This is a genomic window from Brevibacillus humidisoli (assembly GCF_020923435.1).
In the GTDB taxonomy this organism is placed as follows: domain Bacteria; phylum Bacillota; class Bacilli; order Brevibacillales; family Brevibacillaceae; genus Brevibacillus_E; species Brevibacillus_E humidisoli.
The window spans coordinates 695621-714554 of sequence record NZ_CP087263.1 but is presented as its reverse complement, the minus strand read 5'-3'; the positions used below and the strand labels follow the sequence as shown (position 1 = coordinate 714554).

The window sequence follows — 18934 nt, the reverse complement described above, 5'->3', positions numbered from 1 at the left end:
AGTGGGGATGATATGACTGTTCCAGATGTAATGGCTTCTGCTATGGTAATGTTCAACAAAAAACGGAAGAAACCTCCACTGTGTTGTATCAAAAAAGACACTGCCGGATTCGGCAGTGTTGACAAATGTTTGATTACAGGCGTGTTGTTTACAAGGGAGCGAGGCCGACAAGCAAGTCACTCTTACCCGTTCCGTTGATCATGGAATCGCTGGTTTGTACGATCCAGCTTGCCATAAGCCACGGGAGTTACAACTGCTTTGACGCGGGTCACTTCGCGGATGCGTTCGGCAACCTGTGACAGCAGGGGGTGATCTTCTCTGTTCGCCGTGTTGTTGGACGGATGGAATGAGTGATCGGCTCGCCCCGATCCATCAGCCGTGCGTTCGCCGTCTGTGAGTTCTACTTGAATCTCTAGCTGATCCCGTCCCTCCATTCGGGTAACATTTGCCTGGTAGCAGGCCACTTGCGGAAAGCGAGCAAACACTTGATCCAATTGCTGTTGGTAAACGAACATGCCTCGTACTTTTACACCGTCGCCGACGCGCCCAACGATACCGGCCAGTCTGGTCTTCGACTCATCAAGCCACCTGGACAAATCCCCTGTCCCAAATCGAATCAGCGGATAGAGGGAATCAAACAGGGTAATCACCACCTCGCCAGCCTCACCCGGCTGAAGCGGTGTACCCGTAGAGGGATCGCAGATTTGAACCAGCACATCGGGCTGTACCAGCAGTCCCGCCAGAGGATGCACCCGATAGGCGATACAGCCGACATCCGCTGTCCCGTAAGCTTCACCGAAGTTGATCCCCCGCTGCTCACACCAGAGGGGCAGTTCTGGCGGCAGCGGCTCTGCGGTAAAAAATGCCTTGCTTAGACAAATCTCTTCGCCGAAACGAAATCCTTCCTGCTCCGCTCGCTTGAGCAGGGAGAGAAAATAGCTGGGTGTACCGACATAGCCGGTCACGGCCAAGTCACGCAGCAACGGAATGAACAGTTCGGTATTGCCCACTCCCGCGGGGATGACGGTCGCTTGCAGTTTGCGCAGCGCGCTGTCAAACATAAATCCGGCCGGACTCAAGTGATAGGAAAAGGTGTTGAGCACGATATCCCCGCTGCGGAACCCCACATCTGCCAAACTGCGGGCGAATCGCCACGGATCATCCCCGGCCGGCTGCGGATCGTAGATGGGGCCGGGAGAGAGAAAAATCCTCGCCGGCAACGACTGTCCGGCAAGCAGTCCGGCGAATGGCGGGGACCGTCGCTGCAGAGCGGGAAGCTGTTCTTTGCGCAGGACAGGAATGCGTGCTAAATCTGCCTCGCACACCACTTCCTCCGGTGCAATCCGCAGGCCATCCAGTCGCTCACGCCAGCCCGCCGCATTGTCATATGCGTATCGAATCAACTCCTGCAGCCGCTGATCGGACTGTCCGCGCTCCATCACAACCACCGCTTTCTCCGCTTGTAGTGTTTCACGTCACGGAAACTTTTTCGCCCGCTTTCGCTCATTCCCAAGTAGAACTCACGCACATCCTGGTTTGATTTTAGGCTTTCCACTTCCCCTTCCAGCACGATTCGCCCGTTTTCCATAATATAGCCGTAGTCGGCAATGGAGAGTGCTACATTGGCGTTTTGCTCGACAACCAGGATGGTTGTACCTGCTTCCCTGTTGATCTGCTTGATGTTGCCGAAGATCTCTTTTACCAAGAGCGGTGCCAGCCCCAGAGAGGGCTCATCCAGCAGCATCAATCTCGGCCTTGCCATCAGTGCCCGACCGATAGCCAGCATCTGCTGTTCGCCGCCGCTCAAGTAACCCGCCGTTCGGGTACGGAGCATTTTTAACTTGGGAAAATAGTGATAGACACGCTCAACATCTTCTTTTAATGCGGAGCGATCCCGACGCGTGTGGGCACCGGCGATCAGGTTTTCTTCCACGCTGAGATGTTCGAACACGCGCCTGCCCTCCATCACCTGAAAAATGCCGCTCTTCACGATCTCCTCGGCCTCTTTGCCGCCGATCGATTGCCCTTCAAACATCAGCGTCCCGTCCGTTACCTGTCCTTTTTCGCTCTTCAACAGGCCCGAGATCGCCTTGAGCGTGGTCGTCTTGCCCGCGCCGTTGCTGCCCAGCAGGGCAACAATTTTTCCCTGCGGGACGTGCATCGACATGCCTTTCAGTGCCAGGATCACCTTGTCGTACATTACTTCGACGTTGTTTAACGTGAGCATCGGGAACCTCCCCACTATTGCTTAGTAGCCGATATAGTCGGTGATCATCTCAAACCTGTCGCCCTTCACCTGCCCGAGGCGAATCTGGTTTGTTCCCCTGTGGTTATCGGCAGAGAAACTGACCCGTGCGCCCAGACCGCCCAAATCGAGGTTCTGTATTTTTTCCATCCCTGCTTTGATCCCTTCACCCGTCAAGTTGTCACCAGCGTTTTTAATCCCCTCGAGGAGAATCTTTGCCGTCACCCAGCCCTGGATGAACTTCTGGTTATGGTCAGTCAATTTCTCCCCTTTGGAGGCAAGATACTCCTCTACTTCTTTCATCCCCGGCAATGTTTCATACGGGAAAGCATGAGTGATCACACCGATGTAGCCCTCGGCCGCATCTCCGGCCAGCGTGATCACGCCCTCACCCGCTGCCCAGTTGAGGCCGATGAACTGCGTGGTGATCCCCAGCTTCTTCGCATCTTTCAGGATTGTCGCGGTCGCTCCCCAGGTCTCCTGGATGATCGCAAAGTCTGGATTCTTTTTCTGCATATTCAAAAGCTGTGAGGTAGCGTCCAATGCCGTCAAGTCGACGATCTGTTCGTCCACGATATCGACACCGATCTCGTTGGCATAGACCTTGGCATCTTCAATCGGCGATTTGCCAAACGGCGTGTCATTGTAGATCAGCGCCACTTTTGGATTTCCGCTGCCCTGCCAGTTGTCCTTGATCCATTTCAAGACAGCTCTCGCCTGGTCAGAGTAGGTAGCGGCGGCAAGGAAATTGTAGGGGTGCTGGGACACGTTGGTTAACGGTTCCGAGTACGAAGCGGACAAAAAGGGAACCTTGTCTTTGGCGATCAGTTCCTTCATCGCTTCGGTATCGCCGGTACCCCAGCCGAGAATCGCCGACACTTTGTCTTGCTTAATGAACTTTTGATAGATCTTCACAGCTTCCGGTACTTTGTAAGCGTAGTCAACGCCAATCAATTCAATCGTGTAGCCATTTATGCCGCCTTTGCTGTTGATGTAATCCACATAGGCCACTTCTCCTTCAGCGTAGGGCTTGCCGACGTCTCCGGTTGCGCCCGTCTCGTCAAACAGGCCGCCGATCTTGATCGTGCCTTTTGAAGAATCCGGTGCAGAACCACCGGTACTGCCTGCCGCAGGAGCCTCGGTCCCGGACGCTGGTGCACTTGTCTGTCCCCCGCCGCATCCGGCTAATAGTGTCGTCACAAGCAGCCCAGCAGTGATCAGACTTGCCCATTTCTTTCTCTTTCCCATGTGAATCCCCCCGTTTTTTTGGTTGTAACATTCCTTAATAAGAAAAAGGCCACAGTTTGCAGGAATCCTTGATGTTGCGCCAAATCTTTGCCAATCCCTCCGGTTCGTATATCAGAAACAAAATAATGATGGCACCAAAGATGATCTGGTGGAGGGCACCGAAGTGTTCCGTCACCTGGGGTAGGTAAACAGCTGCCGTATTGATGACTTCCCGCAGAAAAACCGGCAGCAGGGTGATAAAAATGGCACCGAAAATCGAACCGACGACGCTGCCCAAACCGCCTATCAAAATCATCGCCAAGTATTCGATCGAGACGCCGATCTCAAAGTGTTCCGGCGAGATAACCATCGTATAGTGGCCCATCAGCGCCCCGGCAAGGCCGACAAAAAACGAACTGATCGCGAACGCCAGCACTTTGTAGCGAAACAGGTTGATGCCCATTACTTCAGCGGCAAGATCGCGATCCCGCACGGCTACAAAAGCCCTCCCTGTCCGGGAACGAAACAGATTGGAAGTGAAAATATAGACAAAAACCAGGACGGCCAAGGTCAGGTAGTAATAGCTCATCTCAGAATCGAATGAATAGCCGCCCAGCGTCGGTCGAGACAAGATCATCCCCCCCGTGCCGCCGGTGAGTGCGTCCCAGTGATTGATCGTATATAAGATGATCACCTGTGCCGCCAATGTGGCCATTGCCAAGTAGAGCCCCTTTAAGCGCAGGGATGGGATGCCGAACAGAGCCCCAACGAGGGCAGTGACAAGCCCCGCTAACGGCAAGGAGATCCAAAAGCTGAGACCCAACGTACTAGTCAATACCGCAGATGTATAGCCGCCCACTCCCAGAAACGCTCCCACGCCAATCGAGATTTGCCCGGTATAGCCAGTCAGAATGTTTAACCCGATGGCACCAATCGATGCAATCGCACAGAGTGTCGCCAAACTGGTGGCGTACTCTGATACAACCCATGGCAACAGGGCAAAAAGGAGCAGGATCCCGTACACCCGATAACGGATGCGCGGCACTTTGTATAAAGCCATGTCTTGGCGGTAGCTGGTGCGAAACTCGCCGCATTCGCTGACAAACGGGCTTCTCATATGCTCACACCCTTTCAATTTCTCGTTTTCCGAACAGTCCGTAAGGTTTAAACATCAGAATGAGTACGAGCACGATAAACGGTACTACCTCCTTCACTCCGCCACCCAACTGCTGGTCGAGATACCCCCCGGCCAAACTTTCCAGGATGCCGATGATAAAGCCTCCCACGATCACACCAGGGATGCTGTCCAATCCCCCCAAAAGGGCAACCGGCAGTACTTTTAGCCCAATCGCGGCCAGAGAGGAGTTGACTCCGTTGATGTTGCCCAGCAACACGCCGCCAACCGCAGAGACAATCGCAGAAATCCCCCATGTAACAGCAAACACCTTTTTTACACTGATCCCCATCGAGAGTGCTGCCTGCTGGTCATCCGCAGTAGCACGCATCGCAATGCCCATCTTGGAGTATTTGAAAAAAAGCGTAAAGATAGCGAGGAGCGCCAGTACGGTGAACAGCGACCAGATGTAGACCTGGGAGACGACGATCGGCCCGATCTCAACCGGTGCGTCTGGAAAAATCGTCGGAAACACGCGGGTGCTGGTGCCCCAGAACAGATGAACAAATCCGGCCATCAAGCTGGACAGACCGATCGTCGCCATAATCATCGAGATCACGGGCTCTCCGATGAATGGCCTCAGCACCACCCGTTCAATCGCCCAACCGAGCAGCGCACTAAAGATCAGGGTGAGCAAAAGAGCAGGGATAAAGGGAATCCCGTAAGCGGTGATCAGCGTAAGACAGACATACGTACCTACCAGCAGGAACTCTCCCTGCGCAAAGTTGATCGCATCGCTCGATTTGTAAATCAGCACAAACCCCAACGCGACCAGCGCATAGATGCTTCCAACCGCCAATCCGATCACCAAAAGCTGTAAAAACATATCCATCAGGCAACCTCCCCGTCCGCTGATAATGAATCCCCAACATCGACGACTTCCATCTGTGCACGTATCGTCGCCTCTTTCCCGTCCCTGTATTTGATTGTTCCTTCTATGTCAAGCAGTTTACCGTCCCCGTACAGTCCGGCGATCACTGCTTCGTACTTGTGGGCAACAAAGCCCCGGCGTACTTTTTTGGTTCTAGTCAGTTCCTCATCGTCTGCGTCCAATTCTTTATAGAGCAGCACAAACCGCTTTACTTTCGCTTTTTCCGGCAAATCGTGATTGATGCGCTCCACCTCGTGGCGAATCAATTGCAATACTTCAGACTTTTGCGATAAATCTGTGTAGGTGGTGTACGCCACTTGATTTACTTCTGCCCAACGTCCCACATTAGCCATGTCGATGTTGAGCATGGCCGCTACATAAGGACGATTCGTTCCGACCGCGACCGCCTCCTTGATGTATGGACTGAACTTCAGCTTGTTCTCGATGTACTGTGGGGAGAACATCTCGCCAGAATCAAGCCGGATCACGTCTTTCAAGCGGTCGATCACCACCAGATGACCGTCATCGTCAATGTAGCCGGCGTCACCGGTATGCAGCCATCCGTCGGTGATCGTCTCCATCGTCGCTTGATCGTTTTTATAGTAACCGGTGAAGACACTGGCACTTTTCAACATGATTTCACCTTGTTCCGAGATTCGCATTTGGGTGCCAGGAATCGGCTCCCCGACGGTGTCAAACTTGATGCGCCCGTCGTGATGAACGATTGCAATCCCGGATATTTCCGTCTGACCGTAGATTTGCTTCAAGTTTACTCCCAGGCTGTGAAAAAATTTGGTCACATCGGAACCGAGTGAGGCCCCTCCGGTGTAGGCCCGCTTTAAGCGGAGCAGTCCAAGGTGATCTTTCATCGCAGAAAAGACAAGGTAATCCCCCAGTATGTACATCAGACGTTCCCATAGGGTCAGCCTTCTGCCACTGATCGATGCCTCCGCCTTGCGCTCTCCGTATGGCCGCAGGCATTCGTATATCTTTCGTTTCAGCCAACCTGCATCTTGCAGCCGAACCAGTACGCGGGAAACCATGTCTTCCCAGATGCGGGGAGGTGAAAACATGACATGCGGTCCGATTTCACGCAGATCAGCCTGAACCGTTGACGTCTCTTCGGGGAAGTTGATCGTATAGCCAATGAGGAAGGCTCCGGATACACCCATCATCTGCTCACCAATCCAGGCTAGCGGCAGAAATGAGACGTACTCATCTTTTTCGCTAAGCGGATCCAAGCGAAACAGTCTCTCCGCCATGTTGAGCAGATTGCGGTGTGACAGCATCGCTCCTTTTGGAAAACCGGTCGTACCGGACGTATAGCAAAGAATCGCCACATCGTCGGCGCTGCCACGTTCAACTTGTTCGAAAAATACGGAGCTTTCCCAGGCGTTGCTTTCTCTGCCCATTTGCTGAATCTGCGTAAACTCGGCGAGCAACGGGTGCTCATAGCCGCGCATCCCTTTGCGGTCGTAATAGATGATCTTTTCCACATGCGGAATCTCCATTTCGATCTCCAACAGCTTATCCACCTGCTCCTGATCTTCCACCACAACGATTTTGGCATCCGCATGATTCAACACGTAGGCTATCTCTTTCGGCAGGGAGTCCTGGTAGATGCCAACCGATACACCGCCTGCAGCTTGGGCTGCTATCTCCGATATGATCCATTCCGGACGATTGTCCCCGATAATCGCCAGTTTTTCTTGCGGTTGAAAGCCCAATTCCACAAGCCCTAAAGAAAACGCTTTCACTTCATTCAACAGTTGAGCCCAGGTCAACTCTTGCCAAATGCCAAACTCCTTTTCGCGCATCGCCGTCTGATCTGGGATCCGCGCTGCCTTCTCGACCAACCACTGCGGCAGGGTTTCTGTTTTCACGCCAATCTCCCTCCCTGCTCACTCTCCACTTGCCCCAAATACGCTTCGATCACCTGTGGATTGGTTTGAATCTCATCCGGTGTTCCATATCCGATGCAGCGGCCAAAATCAAGCACCGCGATGTGATGGGATAATTCCATCACTACTCCCATATCGTGTTCGATCAAGACGATCGTGATGCCCCGCTCCTCGTGTATATCCAGAATGAACCGGGCCATGTCCTCCTTCTCTTCGCTGTTCATTCCGGCCATCGGTTCGTCAAGCAGCAGGAGGTCAGGAGACAGAGCGAGCGCTCGACCGACTTCCACACGTTTTTGCAGACCGTAAGACAGCGTCCCTACCGGCTTATGGCGAATCGATTCGATTTCCAGAAAGTCGATGATTTCTTCTACTGCTTCCCTGTGTTCGATCTCTTCTTTTTCCGCCTTTCCCCAATAAAAACCCCCAGCTAACAATCCCGACTTCATCCGCACATGACGTCCCAGCATCAAGTTGTCCAAGACTGTCATATGTCGAAAAAGCTCAATGTTTTGAAAAGCTCGGGCAATCCCTTTGGCTGCTCGTCTGTATGGCGGCAGACCTTTCAGCTCTTCCCCTTGAAATCGTATGCTCCCGGATGTAGGCGTATACAATCCGCTGATACAGTTGAGCATACTTGTTTTTCCCGCTCCGTTTGGACCAATCAGTGCAAAAATCTCCCCCTTTTGCACTTGAAAGCAAACCTCAGATAGTACGGAGACGCCCCCAAAGCGCAATGACACCTTGTCAATCTCCAAAGACATGGTTTTCCCCCTTTGTTTTTCACTTATGTTCTCAAGCAGCTTGGGAAGAATATACAATTATAATAATTTAAAAAATAACATGTAATCAGAATATTATCAATTATCTGTTTTAAATTAATCCCCCTCTTCCTGTGGAAGAGGGGGATTCGGGTCAGCCAGCCCTAAAATACGGATAGATCAGCAGCGCTCCCACAATTGCCAGCGCACCGATGATCATCGCCCAAGTACCAAGTGTGCGCGCGTTTCGGCGGAAGGCTAGATAGCCTAGCACAATCCCTGCGGGAGCCATCAAATACGGAAGGAAGAACAAGGAGAGAATGGCCGCTCCGAGGCCGATCCATCCAAGTCCGGTGCCCGCGTCGGCTCTGTCTTCGGCAGGAGCGCCGGCTCTCTGTCCTCTCCGTTCCTGTCTTACATCGCGTGCATTGTCATCGCCCAACGGTGGGGCGATCTCAGCCGCTGTCTCATAATCGGCCTGCTTCAGGTCAACACGCTCTGCCGCTGTATCAGCGACGCGATTGGAGCGTGCCGCCTGATCCGCTTCAATCTGATTGACTGTCGGCGTATCGGCTGCTGCCCGTGGACCGTCTGCAGGATCTGCTTCACCTGCGTAACGCTCTGTCCGGGTAACGGGATCGTAAGAGATGTTCCCTCTGGGCTTGTTGGCGTCTGGATTAAATACCGCTCCCATCCAAGTATCCATGGCAAACTCCGTATCGGCATCTTCCGTGTACAGGTTGCTCTCACTGGTTGTGGGAATGGTTGGCCTTGCTTCTTCCTTCTGATCAGCATCCACACGTTGCTTTTGTTCGTCGGCCATGTTTGCTCATCCCCTCTGTAGTGGATTGTGTTGAAGGAAGTAGCCTTAGTCTCTGCTTACGGTGTACAATTTAAACTGGAGGCGAGAGGAATGCCCGTCTCAAATGATTTGCAGCCGGTTACTGGACAAGATGTCAAAAAGACGTACCCTGCAAAGCGAAAGGGATACGTCTTTTTGACATACTTAGGAAGCAGCATCTTTGGGCTTGAAGGTGTGACAACAGGTCTCAGCGGACTCGTTGGCCTCATCTTTGTGGGCATCATCGTGACGGTACTCGTCGGCAAACTCTTCTTTTAGTCTGGACCGGGAATGGCGGTCGATCTCCACCATAATCATATCCGCTGCGCAGTTATTCCCCTCACTCCAGTAAGAACAGTTGGAGACACTGCATTTTACGATTGGCATTGTTTCTTCACCCCCCCTAGGGGTAGGGTTCACCAGCATATCAGGGGTTTATACCCGGGCAATTTTCGGCGAAAAGCGAGGAGAAGTTGATGACGACAGGTAATCGATTGATCATCATAACGGGAGGAGGCAGCGGACTGGGATACGAGCTGGCACGACTTCACCTGCAGAAAAGCGATCAGGTCGTCATCGTGAGTCGTGACCGGGCCAAGTTGACCAAAGTACAGGCAACACTGAACGCGCCGCCACAGCTGCATATCTATCCTCTCGACGTAACAGATAATGAGGCGGTACGTCGCTTTGCTGCCTGGGTGAAAATCCGTTTTGGTGGTTGTGACATTTTGTACAATAACGCCGGCTCTGCTGTATTCAAGCCATTTTTGGATATGAATCTCAACGAGATCAGACAAACGCTCGCGGTTAATCTCGAAGGGGTTCTCTACATGACTCGTGCCTTTTTGCCCATGATGATGGAGCGTAGCAGCGGGCAAGTTGTGAATATAGCTTCACTTGCCGGAGAGGTGGCTACGGCCAAAGCAGCCGTATACGCAGCCAGCAAAGCAGCGGTGATCCGCTTCAGTGAAGGACTGCGGCAAGAAGTTACGGCAGATGGAATCACCGTCACCTGTGTCCTGCCGGGTCCGATTGACACACCTTTTCTCGACCGGGCGGACCGCAGCGGAGCGTACCGGGATCAGGTCGGCACGTTTCTGCTCAAGCCGGAACGAGCTGCGCGGACGATCCTGCGAGCCGTCGAGGCAAAACGAGCCACAGCAGCCATGCCGCTCACCCTCTCCCTAATGTCGGGTATGTACCGACTGCTGCCCCAAGGCATCAGAGCATTGATTTCCCCTTATCTGAACCGCAAGTGAGAAGCAGACTCCCTTGAAAAAAAGGGGATCGTTATATCCCTCACCGCAAATGACGGAGCAGCCGGTATGCGATGAGTCCGACCAGCACACAGGCTAGCGAAGCTGCTCCCAAAAGCTGCTGCATCCCGATCACCGGAATCAAAAATCCGGACAGATAGGCCCCCAACGGCATGCCTACTCCCGTAATCGTCCGGTTGGCAGTAAACACCCGGCCCAACATTTCCTGCGGAACCTCCCGCTGCAGATAGGACGTATACAGGATGCCATAGGGAGCAAAGCTGAGGCCGGCCAGCACCATGGACAGCAGGGCGACAGGCAGTGAGGGCCATAAAGCCAGCGGCAGCGTCGTGATTCCCCATAAGACGATGATTGTGGAAAGCATCACACCAAGTGCAAACCGCAAAGTGAAGAAGGAAAATAAGAGAGAACCAACAAGCGAACCGCAGGCAAGTGCAGACCACAAGAGACCAAGTTCTGCGGCATCACGGTTCAGCACTTCCTGCACATACACCTGCAAAAGCTCCATCAGCCCGTAGGACATGTTAAAAAACAAGGAAAGCACAAGCAGCCAGAACAGCGGCCGCTGGGCAAACATGTATCGGTAGCCGGCCCTCAAGTCGCGCAGCAAGGAAGGAAACAAGGGGGCAGCCTCCCTTGACGAAGCGGCCAAACGGTCGTCCCCTCTATCGTTCGTTATCGACAGCGTCTTAATTCGTACAAAGCAGAGAGCGCAGAGAAAAAAGCTGAATGCGTCAGCTGTCAGCACAACCATTTCTCCGTACCAGGCGACAGCCAATCCAGCCAAACCCGGCCCGAACAGATAGGTTAGCTGCCACTGACTTTGCACCAATCCGTTTGCCTTGATCAGAAGCTGTTTGTCCGCAATCAACTGGGGAAGCAGCGCCTGAGCCCCTGCCAGACTGAGCGGTGCCAACATGCCGGCGACGGCCAACAGGAGATAGATCAACCCCATCGGCGGCTCACCACCCGCGAGCAGGATAACCAGCACAGCGATGATGCATCCACGCAGCAGATTGTCGGCAATGATCAGCTTTCGTCGGTCATAGCGATCCAGCAGCACACCGGCGATCAACGATGAAAAGACGCCCGGCAAAAAATACAAAAGGATAACGCTTCCCATCGCTGCCGAGGATTCTGTCTCAGCCCCGATACACCACATCAAACCCATCCAGCCGAAATGATCGCCCAAACCAGACAGCAGCAGCCCCAGCCAGTACCAGCGGAACGATTTCACTTTCCATATCTGCAGCATGCGCTCTTTCCTCCCCATGGTTGGCGTAAGATCCGTTCTCTCTCTTATACGTGGATTTATTTTACAACATTTTATATACTTTTTGTATTATTTTGTTTATAAATGTTGCTAAAATAAAAAAACTCCTCATCATAGAGGAGTTTTCTACCCTGAGCGAGCCGCAGTTTTGTGGTCTGCTGCCTGCCGCCTGCGTGCCCGATGTCTTGCTGCGAGCAACCAACAAAGTCCAGACAGCATTCCCAATACTGCCAATCCGGTCGCTATCGCCTGGCTCCCGTAGGCTTCACCTCCAAAGCCCACCGCCAAGCATCCTATGCTGAAGGCGGTCATCGTAAACATCTCGCGAAGCGAGAAAACCCGTGCCAGATAGCGAGCGTCAGCCACCACCTGCAGCCTGGTCACACTCATGATGATGACGGAAAAAGAGGCGAACGAGAGCAACAGGGAACTGACAGCAATCACCCAGATCGGCCCGACGTGAAACAGGAAGAAAATCCCGCCCCCAACCAGGATCATGGACAGCCCCATGGCCCGCTCCATCGTTGGCAGATGCAACTTGTCTGCCCAGCGTCCGATCAGGTAGCCTGCCAGTACGCCACCCAATCCGAGCGGAATATCCAACAGACCAAAAACGTGCAGCGGTTCTTTTCTTTCCTGCAAGATATAAAACATCAGCAGGATGTAGTTGGCCCCTGCGATCCTCTCGGCCATCTGGAGATAGATGATGTGCCGGATCTCGGTCTCGCCCCACATGTAGCGCAGTCCTTCCCGCAGTCGTCGAATGATCGAGTCATCCTGTTGCCCGCCTCGCTGCTTCAACAGCGGAAGCCGCAGCAAAAGAAAAAAAGAAAGCAGATAACATGCTGCATCCAACAAAAAGTTGAACCGATACGAATAGAAGGAAACAAGGACAGCGGCGATCCCTTGACCGACGATGATCAAGAGGGCTTTGGTTCCCTGCAGCAAGGAGTTGGCGGCCAATCTCTGCTCAATTGGAACGGATTCAACCAGTGCCACCTGCATCGCCGGTTGAAAGAAAGCAGAACAGATATTGATCGCGGCCAACAGAAGAAAGGCGACCCACAGGTGGGCCGGCTCTGTCACCCAAAAGTAAAGACTGACCAAAACACCACTGAGCAGGTTTACAGTGAGCATAACACGCCGCTTGTCCCAGTTCTCCAGCAGTGCGCCGGAGAAGAGACTGGTGATCACATAGGGCAGCAGGCGAAACACTGTTCCCGCAGCAAACGAGAGGCCGCTTCCGCTCAACTCGTTCAACAGGCCGATTACGGCAATAAAGGTAAACTCATGGCCCAGCGTATTGATCACTTGAGCAGAGTAGAGACGGCGAAAAACAGGTTGTTTCCATAACGTAACCATGATAGGCTGCAGATCCCTTCCCTCTAGCTTATGATTCGGCAGACGGATGAGACAAGTGCGCAGCGGCGTAAAACCACGCGGTCAAGACAGGCATAAACGTGAAAAGGGTGCAGCTAAGCCAGTCATCCGTTCGACTGAGCAAATAGTTCCATGGCAGACAAACACAAGATCAGAGTACCGTGATGAAGCGCGTCCAGGTCAAACCGCATCTGCGGGTGGTGCAGTCCCGGTGTTAAATCGGTACCCAATCCGATCATCGTAGCAGCAAGTCCTGCTCTTTCGGTAACGTAAAAATGGAAGTCTTCTCCTCCCGGAGTGACCGGTGGAGCGACGACTGCATCTGCTCCCAGTATCTCGGCAATCGCCCTGCTCACCACTTGTTCCATCGTCGGATTGGGAACAGCAGCATTCATCCGTGCAATCACTTCCAGCTCCACCTCTGCCCCGTTGGCGCTGCCTGCCGATCGGGCTGCAGTCGATACTTTCTCCAGCAAGCTCTCCATCGCGTCATTGGTCTGCGCGCGCAAATCGATGCCGAACTCGGCCTCGTCCGGGATAATGTTGAGATTGTCTCCGCCGGCATGCAGCTTGGTCACTTTGGCCGAAGCCGGAAGGGTTGGGTCTGCTCTGACTGCGTTGACAGCACCCACAATGGCTGCCAACGAATCAATCACGTTTACACCGAGATGGGGTCTAGCGGCATGGGCCTGAACACCACGCACCTTTCCCCTAAGCATCGCCACCGCCCCATGATAGATGGCTGGTGAGGCCGTGCCAAAGGAGAGTTCCTGGATGGGCCTAACATGAATGCCAAGCAAATAGTCGATGTCGTCAATCATTCCTTGGGCGAGCAGCGCTTTCGCTCCTGCCCCCACTTCTTCTGCCGGCTGGAAGATCACCTTTAGCCGTCCCTTGGGACGAAAATCGGTTTCCTTCAAGCAGCGCAGTGCAGAAAGCACCATCGTCATGTGGGCGTCATGGCCACAGGAATGGTTTGCTTTCCACACACCATCTACATTCTGCCACAACGCATCCATGTCGGCACGCATTCCTACGGTAGGCCCATCCGTCTCCCCCTCCCATACCGCGATTACCCCCGTATGTTGGTCAAACGTCTGATACGCAATCCCGAGCTGTTCTAACTGTTGGCACAAGAAAGCCGTAGTCTCCCTCTCCTGCCAGCTCACTTCAGCCAAATCGTGCAGACGATAGTAGGTAGCCAAGATCTCCTCCCGATTTCGATTTACCCAATCCCGTATCGCTGCTGTCACTGATCTCATCCCTTTCTGTTTGCTGTTCCCGTTTCGATGTCCGTTGCCAGACAGAGATGCCTATCCTCTCATTGTAAACCGAAATCGGTTCGCCTGCCTTATTAAAAACGTCCCGCTCTTCGGCGATTCATATTGTTGTTATAAAGAGAAAAAAAGAAACGTCCCTCCTGCTCGCTGTGCATCAGCAGGAAAGAACGCTTCTTTATCAAAGCCGTGGCCGCCCCTCTGTCGCGAGGTGCTTCTACTCCGGCTCTTTGGACTGGAGGTCATCCCGTTATGATGTTTTCAACTTGCTCAGCTCGGCCTGGAACTTGTCGTTCAGCACTTTGATGTACGTGCCTTTCATGCCAAGCGAACGAGATTCCAGTACACCAGCGCTGGCCAGCTTGCGCAAGGCGTTGACGATAACCGACCGGGTCAGACCCGCCTGATCGGCCAGTTGGCTTGCCACCAGCAGCCCCTCTTTGGCGTCTAACTGTTCCATGATCTTCTCAATCGCGATTTGCTCACTGTAGGAGAGCGAAGCCAAGGCAATCTTGGCAAACGTTTTGTCGCGTACTTCCATCTCAATCTGTTCGGCACGATGGCGGACGATTTTCATCCCCACTACTGTGGCGCCAATCTCGGCAAGAATCAAGTCGTCCGTCTCAAACGGATCTGCTGCACGCAGCAGGACCAGCGTGCCTAATCGACTTCCGCCCGCATTGATCGGGACAATCGTCGTATTTGCTTCTGGCAACAGGGAGCTCCACTCGCGGGACAGCATGCAATACCTGCTGTCTGTCCCTTGGTTCGCCAGCGATTGCTCTACCTCTAACAACAAGTTGTTGTAGTCATTCGGCAGAATGCTGGCAAATCGTCCTTCTTCCTGTGTGTTGACCTCATCTAGCAATCCGCAGCCGAGAATCACACCATCTACAGTGATAATGTAGACATTGGCCGCCATCACATCAGAGAATAGCTTGGCGATTTCCTGATAGCTGACGCCGCTGCCTCCCATCGTCCGCTGCAGCATCGTATTAATCCTTCTTGTCTTTTCCAATAAACTCATGTTTCCTTCCTCCTCGTAAGGTTTCCTGCTCTCAGTATTGTCAGAAAAATGCGCCTTAATACATTGCACCCCAAAAAATCATAAAAAAACGTCAAAGCTCTGTTCGCTATGAAGAGCTCTCGAAATTTGCGTCTCTGTTATAATTGGGTTGACAAGCGATGAAGGCTGCTCCGCTTTTTAGTAATCACAAAGGATAGGAGAAGATGATGACGAACAAACTGGAACCCATTCCTGAACTGCAGACAGACAGGCTGCTGCTGCGCAAACTATCTGTAGAAGATGCGCCCATTCTGTTTCAATACTGGGCTGATGACGATGTGACCAGGTTTATGAACATTCCGCCATTTCAACACGTGGAACAAGCGACGGACATGATTGTGCATCTCAACACTCTTTCCGAACGTCAGGAAGCGTCCCGGTGGGGGATTGTCCTTAAAGAGACGGGTACTTTGATTGGCACCTGCGGGTTCAATACGAGTTGGGCCGGGGAAGATCGCCGGTCTGAAATCGGCTACGACCTAGGCAAGCCTTATTGGGGGAGGGGGTATATGACAGAAGCGCTGCGCGCGCTTGTGTCGCATGGGTTTGATCAACTGGACCTGAACCGGATCGAGGCACTGGTCGAACCAGGCAATACAGGCTCGATTAAAACATTAGGAAAAGTAGGTTTTCAGCAGGAAGGATTGCTGCGCGATTATCAGTTCGCCAAAGGCAGGTTTGTGGATCTGCGCATGTTTTCCCTGCTGCGGAGAGAATATGTCCGATAATCCCTGACTAAAAAACAAACGGAAACAAAAACGAGCCGAGCCCCGCTTCACTTACAGGGGTTCGGCTCGTTGATCATTCTGGATCAATTCCCTTTTGCAGGAGATTATCGCAGATTGTTCTGGATGGTCTGATCAATCGCCTGAGCCAGTTCACTGGTGGATCGCTGGGCGTCGGCGGCAGTCAGCCGCAATCGGACATAGCGCTCATCCATGTTAAAAGCTTCTTCCAGTGCACCCATTAATCCACGTGCGCGCTTGTCAATCTGCATGAGCAGTTCCAACTCGTCTCCACGGGGGAAGAAGATCACTTCCAGCTCGTCAAGACGACTGCGGTACTTGCCGGTCGGGCGAAACTCAAACTCCTGCACAAACGGATACGTCCTTCCAAGGTACCGATTGTATTCACAATCCACTTTATAAAGTTGGAAACCGATCTCCTTGACTGCATCCAGCACCTTGCTCATGACTGGGAGAGGGCGTACTTCGATGTAGTCGGAATCGCCAGGGTCAATCGCGTTTTTGATATCCAGACCTGTTCTCAGATAGACCGGCTGCCGGCCGATCGTTAATGGCGTCTCATAAGGGAGAGGAAAGGAGAATGGGATAATTTTGGTTTCCTCCGGTTTTAGCATAAATCGTTCTGCCAGACGATGCTTCACCAGGATGCACTCTTCTTTTACTTTTCTGTCGTCACGTTCACGCTCATAATGAGTGATCACGTACATGTAAATATCATCAATCTCCTGGCTGACATCACCACCGACGATGTGCACCTCACCGCTGATCGTCTCTCCCGGCATCAGGGAATCGTTGTGCAGACGGGCGTCAACTTTGGCTGAGCCGATCCCCACGCTTGCAAGCAGTTTTTTAAACATTGACATCAATTCGTCTCCTTTCTACATCTGCGGATCCACTACCGCCATTTGTTATGTCCTCATAGTGATATACGGAGAGTAGGCCGGAAAGTTTCACCTGAGCCCGATGGTCTCATTTTTTACTTCGATCGTCAGATACAGTCTTATGATTCGTGAAATAACAACCGTTTTTACCCGGACCTCCGCGGTACGGCCCTCAACCACGTATTCCCGTCTTCGCAGCATCTCATGTATGATCGCCTGTACTTCCCCTACCTGTTCCACCCTTTTCCCTCTCAATGGAGCCAGATCCTTCTCCAGTCGTCGGGTCACTTCCGTTTCCGTATAGGCATCCGGCTTAGGCTCCAATACCTCAATCCGAATCTCCTCGATCGTGACCTCTTGTCGCTTCCGTTGCTCTTTTTGTGATTCCTTCAGATTATCCATTTCGTCTGACAGACGATCGTACTGAAGCTTTAGATTTTGGTTCATTAACATCAGTTCTTCCAATTCATTGCCGTAGAGCACCAAAAATACAGCCGCTCCCAGCCAGCCCCCCAAAACAAACAATGCGATGTAGCGCTGCCACAGCTTTCTTTCATTGGTGCTGTTCATTTTCTCGCCTGCACCAGCCATTCGATTGACAGCGACCCGATGTGCGCGCCCATAAACGCTGCAAAGATCAGAATCAACTGCCTAAATACGGGCGAGAGCTGACCGTCAAAAATTTTCTCGATCTGCATAAATGAATCAAACGTTCCGCCAAGTGCACCCACCAGCCCCCAGATTTTTAACTGTTTGGCCAGTTCTCCTGTATACCACAACGGCATTTTTTCCGTCAGAAACGCTCCGATTCCACCGGTGATCGCCCCACCGACGACGATGCCGTATGCAATAAAGAAGGTGAGTACCACCTGAGCCATCTGCAAACACCCCTTTGTACAGGCATTACTTATCCCTACGCGAATCGGCAAGCAAATATGATGGGAGGGGGAGATGGCGTCAGGTTCGATCATATTTTTCACTGTGTTGCTCATACTAGGACAAAGCGACGGAGGTGAAGACGACCTTGTTCCAATCAGGCAAGAAGACAAAAGACGATCATGCAGACACACAGCCGATTGGTCATAATGAGGATGTGGAATACGCCGAAGAACTGGCCGACGCTGCTGACATCGAAGCACAAAAACGGGCGAATGCTGCCGACCAGCGGCAGGACATCCGCCCATAGGGGAGGGGTTTAGCGTGTCACAATTTGATTTGAGCGATCTGGAAAAAATCCATCTCGCGCTCGATATGGCGCAGCGTTTTGTGCGGGGCGAGAGCTACCACGGGGATAAACCCAAGGTACTGCTGCTAGAGTTTGAACGAATCAAAGAAAGAGTGCATGAAAAGCGGCGGGCATTGACCCAATCGGTCGAAAACGCTCATCGACTCACCGACGAAAGCGTACAGGATGCTGATTTTGCCAACCAAAACCCACCGCTCTGACAGCCTTATTTCTCGTGCCGCTTCAACTTGCGCTCAATGCGCGGTGCATTCATGACCAACAGGTCTACAAACAGATTGACCATATTAGGGTTCTTCAGGACACTGTGAAATAGATCCGGATGTTCCATAAACCACTTTTCGTTTGCCTTCACCCATGCTTTAAAATCTGCGTTTCCTTTGTAGTAATGGTTGAGTTGACGAACAGGCCTGCTCCTCGTCAGACGAATCACCTCACTTCCTGGTCAAGTCATGGCACAAAGCCAGGAACCTCAATCCAGACCTTCGTCAAAGAAGACGGAGATGAGGAAGATGATGACGAGGATCCAGATAATAACTTCAAATCCATCATTGTCAAAAAATTTACTCAATATCGTCCCCCCCTCGCCTGTGGTGTAATGGGATACAGTCAAATGACCAGCTAACACTATAGGTATATGAACATAGGGAGAATGTTGGCTTAGACGGCTGTCATGGTTCGCCTGATTTCCGCATTCACCCATTCCGCAGGCAGACGCATAATCACAGCAGCGCTTATCCCATACTAAAACAGCAACAGGTAGAAGGGGGA

At 52.5% G+C, this 18934-nt stretch carries 21 protein-coding genes; 4 read left to right on the top strand and 17 right to left on the bottom strand.

All coding sequences use genetic code 11. The features are described from left to right. Positions 1–182 precede the first annotated feature (182 nt). The 9 genes from LOK74_RS03440 to LOK74_RS03400 form a co-directional block, all read right to left on the bottom strand. Positions 183–1439 (bottom strand): phenylacetate--CoA ligase family protein, encoded by a 1257-nt coding sequence (locus LOK74_RS03440; protein ID WP_230045224.1) that lies wholly within the window; start codon positions 1437–1439, stop codon positions 183–185. Beyond that, positions 1439–2227: an ABC transporter ATP-binding protein gene (locus LOK74_RS03435; RefSeq protein WP_230045223.1), complete on the bottom strand. Its 789-nt coding sequence runs from the start codon at positions 2225–2227 to the stop codon at positions 1439–1441. The genes LOK74_RS03440 and LOK74_RS03435 overlap by 1 nt, the downstream gene beginning before the upstream one ends. A 21-nt stretch (positions 2228–2248) precedes the next feature. Beyond that, on the bottom strand, positions 2249–3493 hold the full coding sequence (locus LOK74_RS03430; RefSeq protein WP_230045222.1) for an ABC transporter substrate-binding protein: 1245 nt from the start codon (positions 3491–3493) through the stop codon (positions 2249–2251). 34 nt (positions 3494–3527) lie between these two features. Next, positions 3528–4589 (bottom strand): branched-chain amino acid ABC transporter permease, encoded by a 1062-nt coding sequence (locus LOK74_RS03425; RefSeq protein WP_230045221.1) that lies wholly within the window; start codon positions 4587–4589, stop codon positions 3528–3530. A gap of 4 nt (positions 4590–4593) precedes the next feature. Further along, positions 4594–5478 carry a branched-chain amino acid ABC transporter permease gene (locus LOK74_RS03420; protein ID WP_230045220.1) on the bottom strand — a complete coding sequence of 295 codons (885 nt, stop codon included), beginning with the start codon at positions 5476–5478 and terminating at the stop codon, positions 4594–4596. Then, positions 5478–7400 carry an AMP-binding protein gene (locus tag LOK74_RS03415; RefSeq protein WP_230045219.1) on the bottom strand — a complete coding sequence of 641 codons (1923 nt, stop codon included), beginning with the start codon at positions 7398–7400 and terminating at the stop codon, positions 5478–5480. The genes LOK74_RS03420 and LOK74_RS03415 overlap by 1 nt, the downstream gene beginning before the upstream one ends. After that, the gene (locus LOK74_RS03410; RefSeq protein WP_230045218.1) at positions 7397–8182 is read right to left on the bottom strand and encodes an ABC transporter ATP-binding protein; all 786 of its coding nucleotides are present in this window, start codon (positions 8180–8182) and stop codon (positions 7397–7399) included. Before LOK74_RS03410 ends, LOK74_RS03415 begins: the two co-directional genes overlap by 4 nt. 151 nt (positions 8183–8333) lie before the next feature. Further along, positions 8334–9002: a DUF456 domain-containing protein gene (locus LOK74_RS03405; protein WP_230045217.1), complete on the bottom strand. Its 669-nt coding sequence runs from the start codon at positions 9000–9002 to the stop codon at positions 8334–8336. 183 nt (positions 9003–9185) lie between these two features. Further along, positions 9186–9407: a DUF1540 domain-containing protein gene (locus LOK74_RS03400; RefSeq protein WP_230045216.1), complete on the bottom strand. Its 222-nt coding sequence runs from the start codon at positions 9405–9407 to the stop codon at positions 9186–9188. A gap of 89 nt (positions 9408–9496) precedes the next feature. Between LOK74_RS03400 and LOK74_RS03395 the strand changes: the two genes are divergently transcribed. Continuing rightward, entirely contained in the window at positions 9497–10279 is a 783-nt protein-coding gene (locus LOK74_RS03395; RefSeq protein WP_230045215.1) for an SDR family NAD(P)-dependent oxidoreductase, read from the top strand. A gap of 40 nt (positions 10280–10319) precedes the next feature. On the opposite strand, the gene LOK74_RS03390 is transcribed toward LOK74_RS03395, so the two are convergent. From LOK74_RS03390 to codY, 4 genes are all read right to left on the bottom strand, one after another. Then, positions 10320–11552 carry an MFS transporter gene (locus LOK74_RS03390; protein WP_230045214.1) on the bottom strand — a complete coding sequence of 411 codons (1233 nt, stop codon included), beginning with the start codon at positions 11550–11552 and terminating at the stop codon, positions 10320–10322. A 144-nt stretch (positions 11553–11696) separates the two neighbouring features. Further along, on the bottom strand, positions 11697–12932 hold the full coding sequence (locus LOK74_RS03385; protein WP_230045213.1) for an MFS transporter: 1236 nt from the start codon (positions 12930–12932) through the stop codon (positions 11697–11699). Between the two features lie 122 nt (positions 12933–13054). Continuing rightward, positions 13055–14203, bottom strand: a complete 1149-nt coding sequence (locus tag LOK74_RS03380; protein ID WP_230045212.1) for a M20 peptidase aminoacylase family protein — start codon at positions 14201–14203, stop codon at positions 13055–13057. 274 nt (positions 14204–14477) lie between these two features. Then, positions 14478–15254 carry a GTP-sensing pleiotropic transcriptional regulator CodY gene (gene codY / locus LOK74_RS03375; protein ID WP_230045211.1) on the bottom strand — a complete coding sequence of 259 codons (777 nt, stop codon included), beginning with the start codon at positions 15252–15254 and terminating at the stop codon, positions 14478–14480. Between the two features lie 206 nt (positions 15255–15460). Between codY and LOK74_RS03370 the strand changes: the two genes are divergently transcribed. Beyond that, complete coding sequence (locus LOK74_RS03370) at positions 15461–16021, top strand: GNAT family N-acetyltransferase (protein ID WP_230045210.1); 561 nt, start codon at positions 15461–15463, stop codon at positions 16019–16021. Positions 16022–16125: 104 nt separating this feature from the next. Here LOK74_RS03370 and LOK74_RS03365 read toward each other — a convergent pair whose 3' ends face one another. The 3 genes from LOK74_RS03365 to LOK74_RS03355 all read right to left on the bottom strand — a co-directional run bounded on the left by LOK74_RS03365 (position 16126) and on the right by LOK74_RS03355 (position 17798). Next, entirely contained in the window at positions 16126–16902 is a 777-nt protein-coding gene (locus LOK74_RS03365; protein ID WP_230045209.1) for a sporulation protein, read from the bottom strand. Between the two features lie 87 nt (positions 16903–16989). Beyond that, entirely contained in the window at positions 16990–17490 is a 501-nt protein-coding gene (locus LOK74_RS03360; protein ID WP_230045208.1) for a sporulation membrane protein YtrI, read from the bottom strand. Next, positions 17487–17798: a YtrH family sporulation protein gene (locus LOK74_RS03355; protein ID WP_230045207.1), complete on the bottom strand. Its 312-nt coding sequence runs from the start codon at positions 17796–17798 to the stop codon at positions 17487–17489. The genes LOK74_RS03360 and LOK74_RS03355 overlap by 4 nt, the downstream gene beginning before the upstream one ends. A gap of 134 nt (positions 17799–17932) precedes the next feature. Here LOK74_RS03355 and LOK74_RS03350 point away from each other — a divergent pair, with 134 nt between their 5' ends. Further along, complete coding sequence (locus LOK74_RS03350) at positions 17933–18106, top strand: YfhD family protein (RefSeq protein ID WP_420908719.1); 174 nt, start codon at positions 17933–17935, stop codon at positions 18104–18106. 14 nt (positions 18107–18120) lie between these two features. Next, entirely contained in the window at positions 18121–18366 is a 246-nt protein-coding gene (locus LOK74_RS03345; protein ID WP_230045206.1) for a hypothetical protein, read from the top strand. Between the two features lie 5 nt (positions 18367–18371). Here LOK74_RS03345 and LOK74_RS03340 read toward each other — a convergent pair whose 3' ends face one another. Further along, on the bottom strand, positions 18372–18596 hold the full coding sequence (locus LOK74_RS03340) for a hypothetical protein (RefSeq protein WP_230045205.1): 225 nt from the start codon (positions 18594–18596) through the stop codon (positions 18372–18374). Positions 18597–18934: the final 338 nt, after the last annotated feature.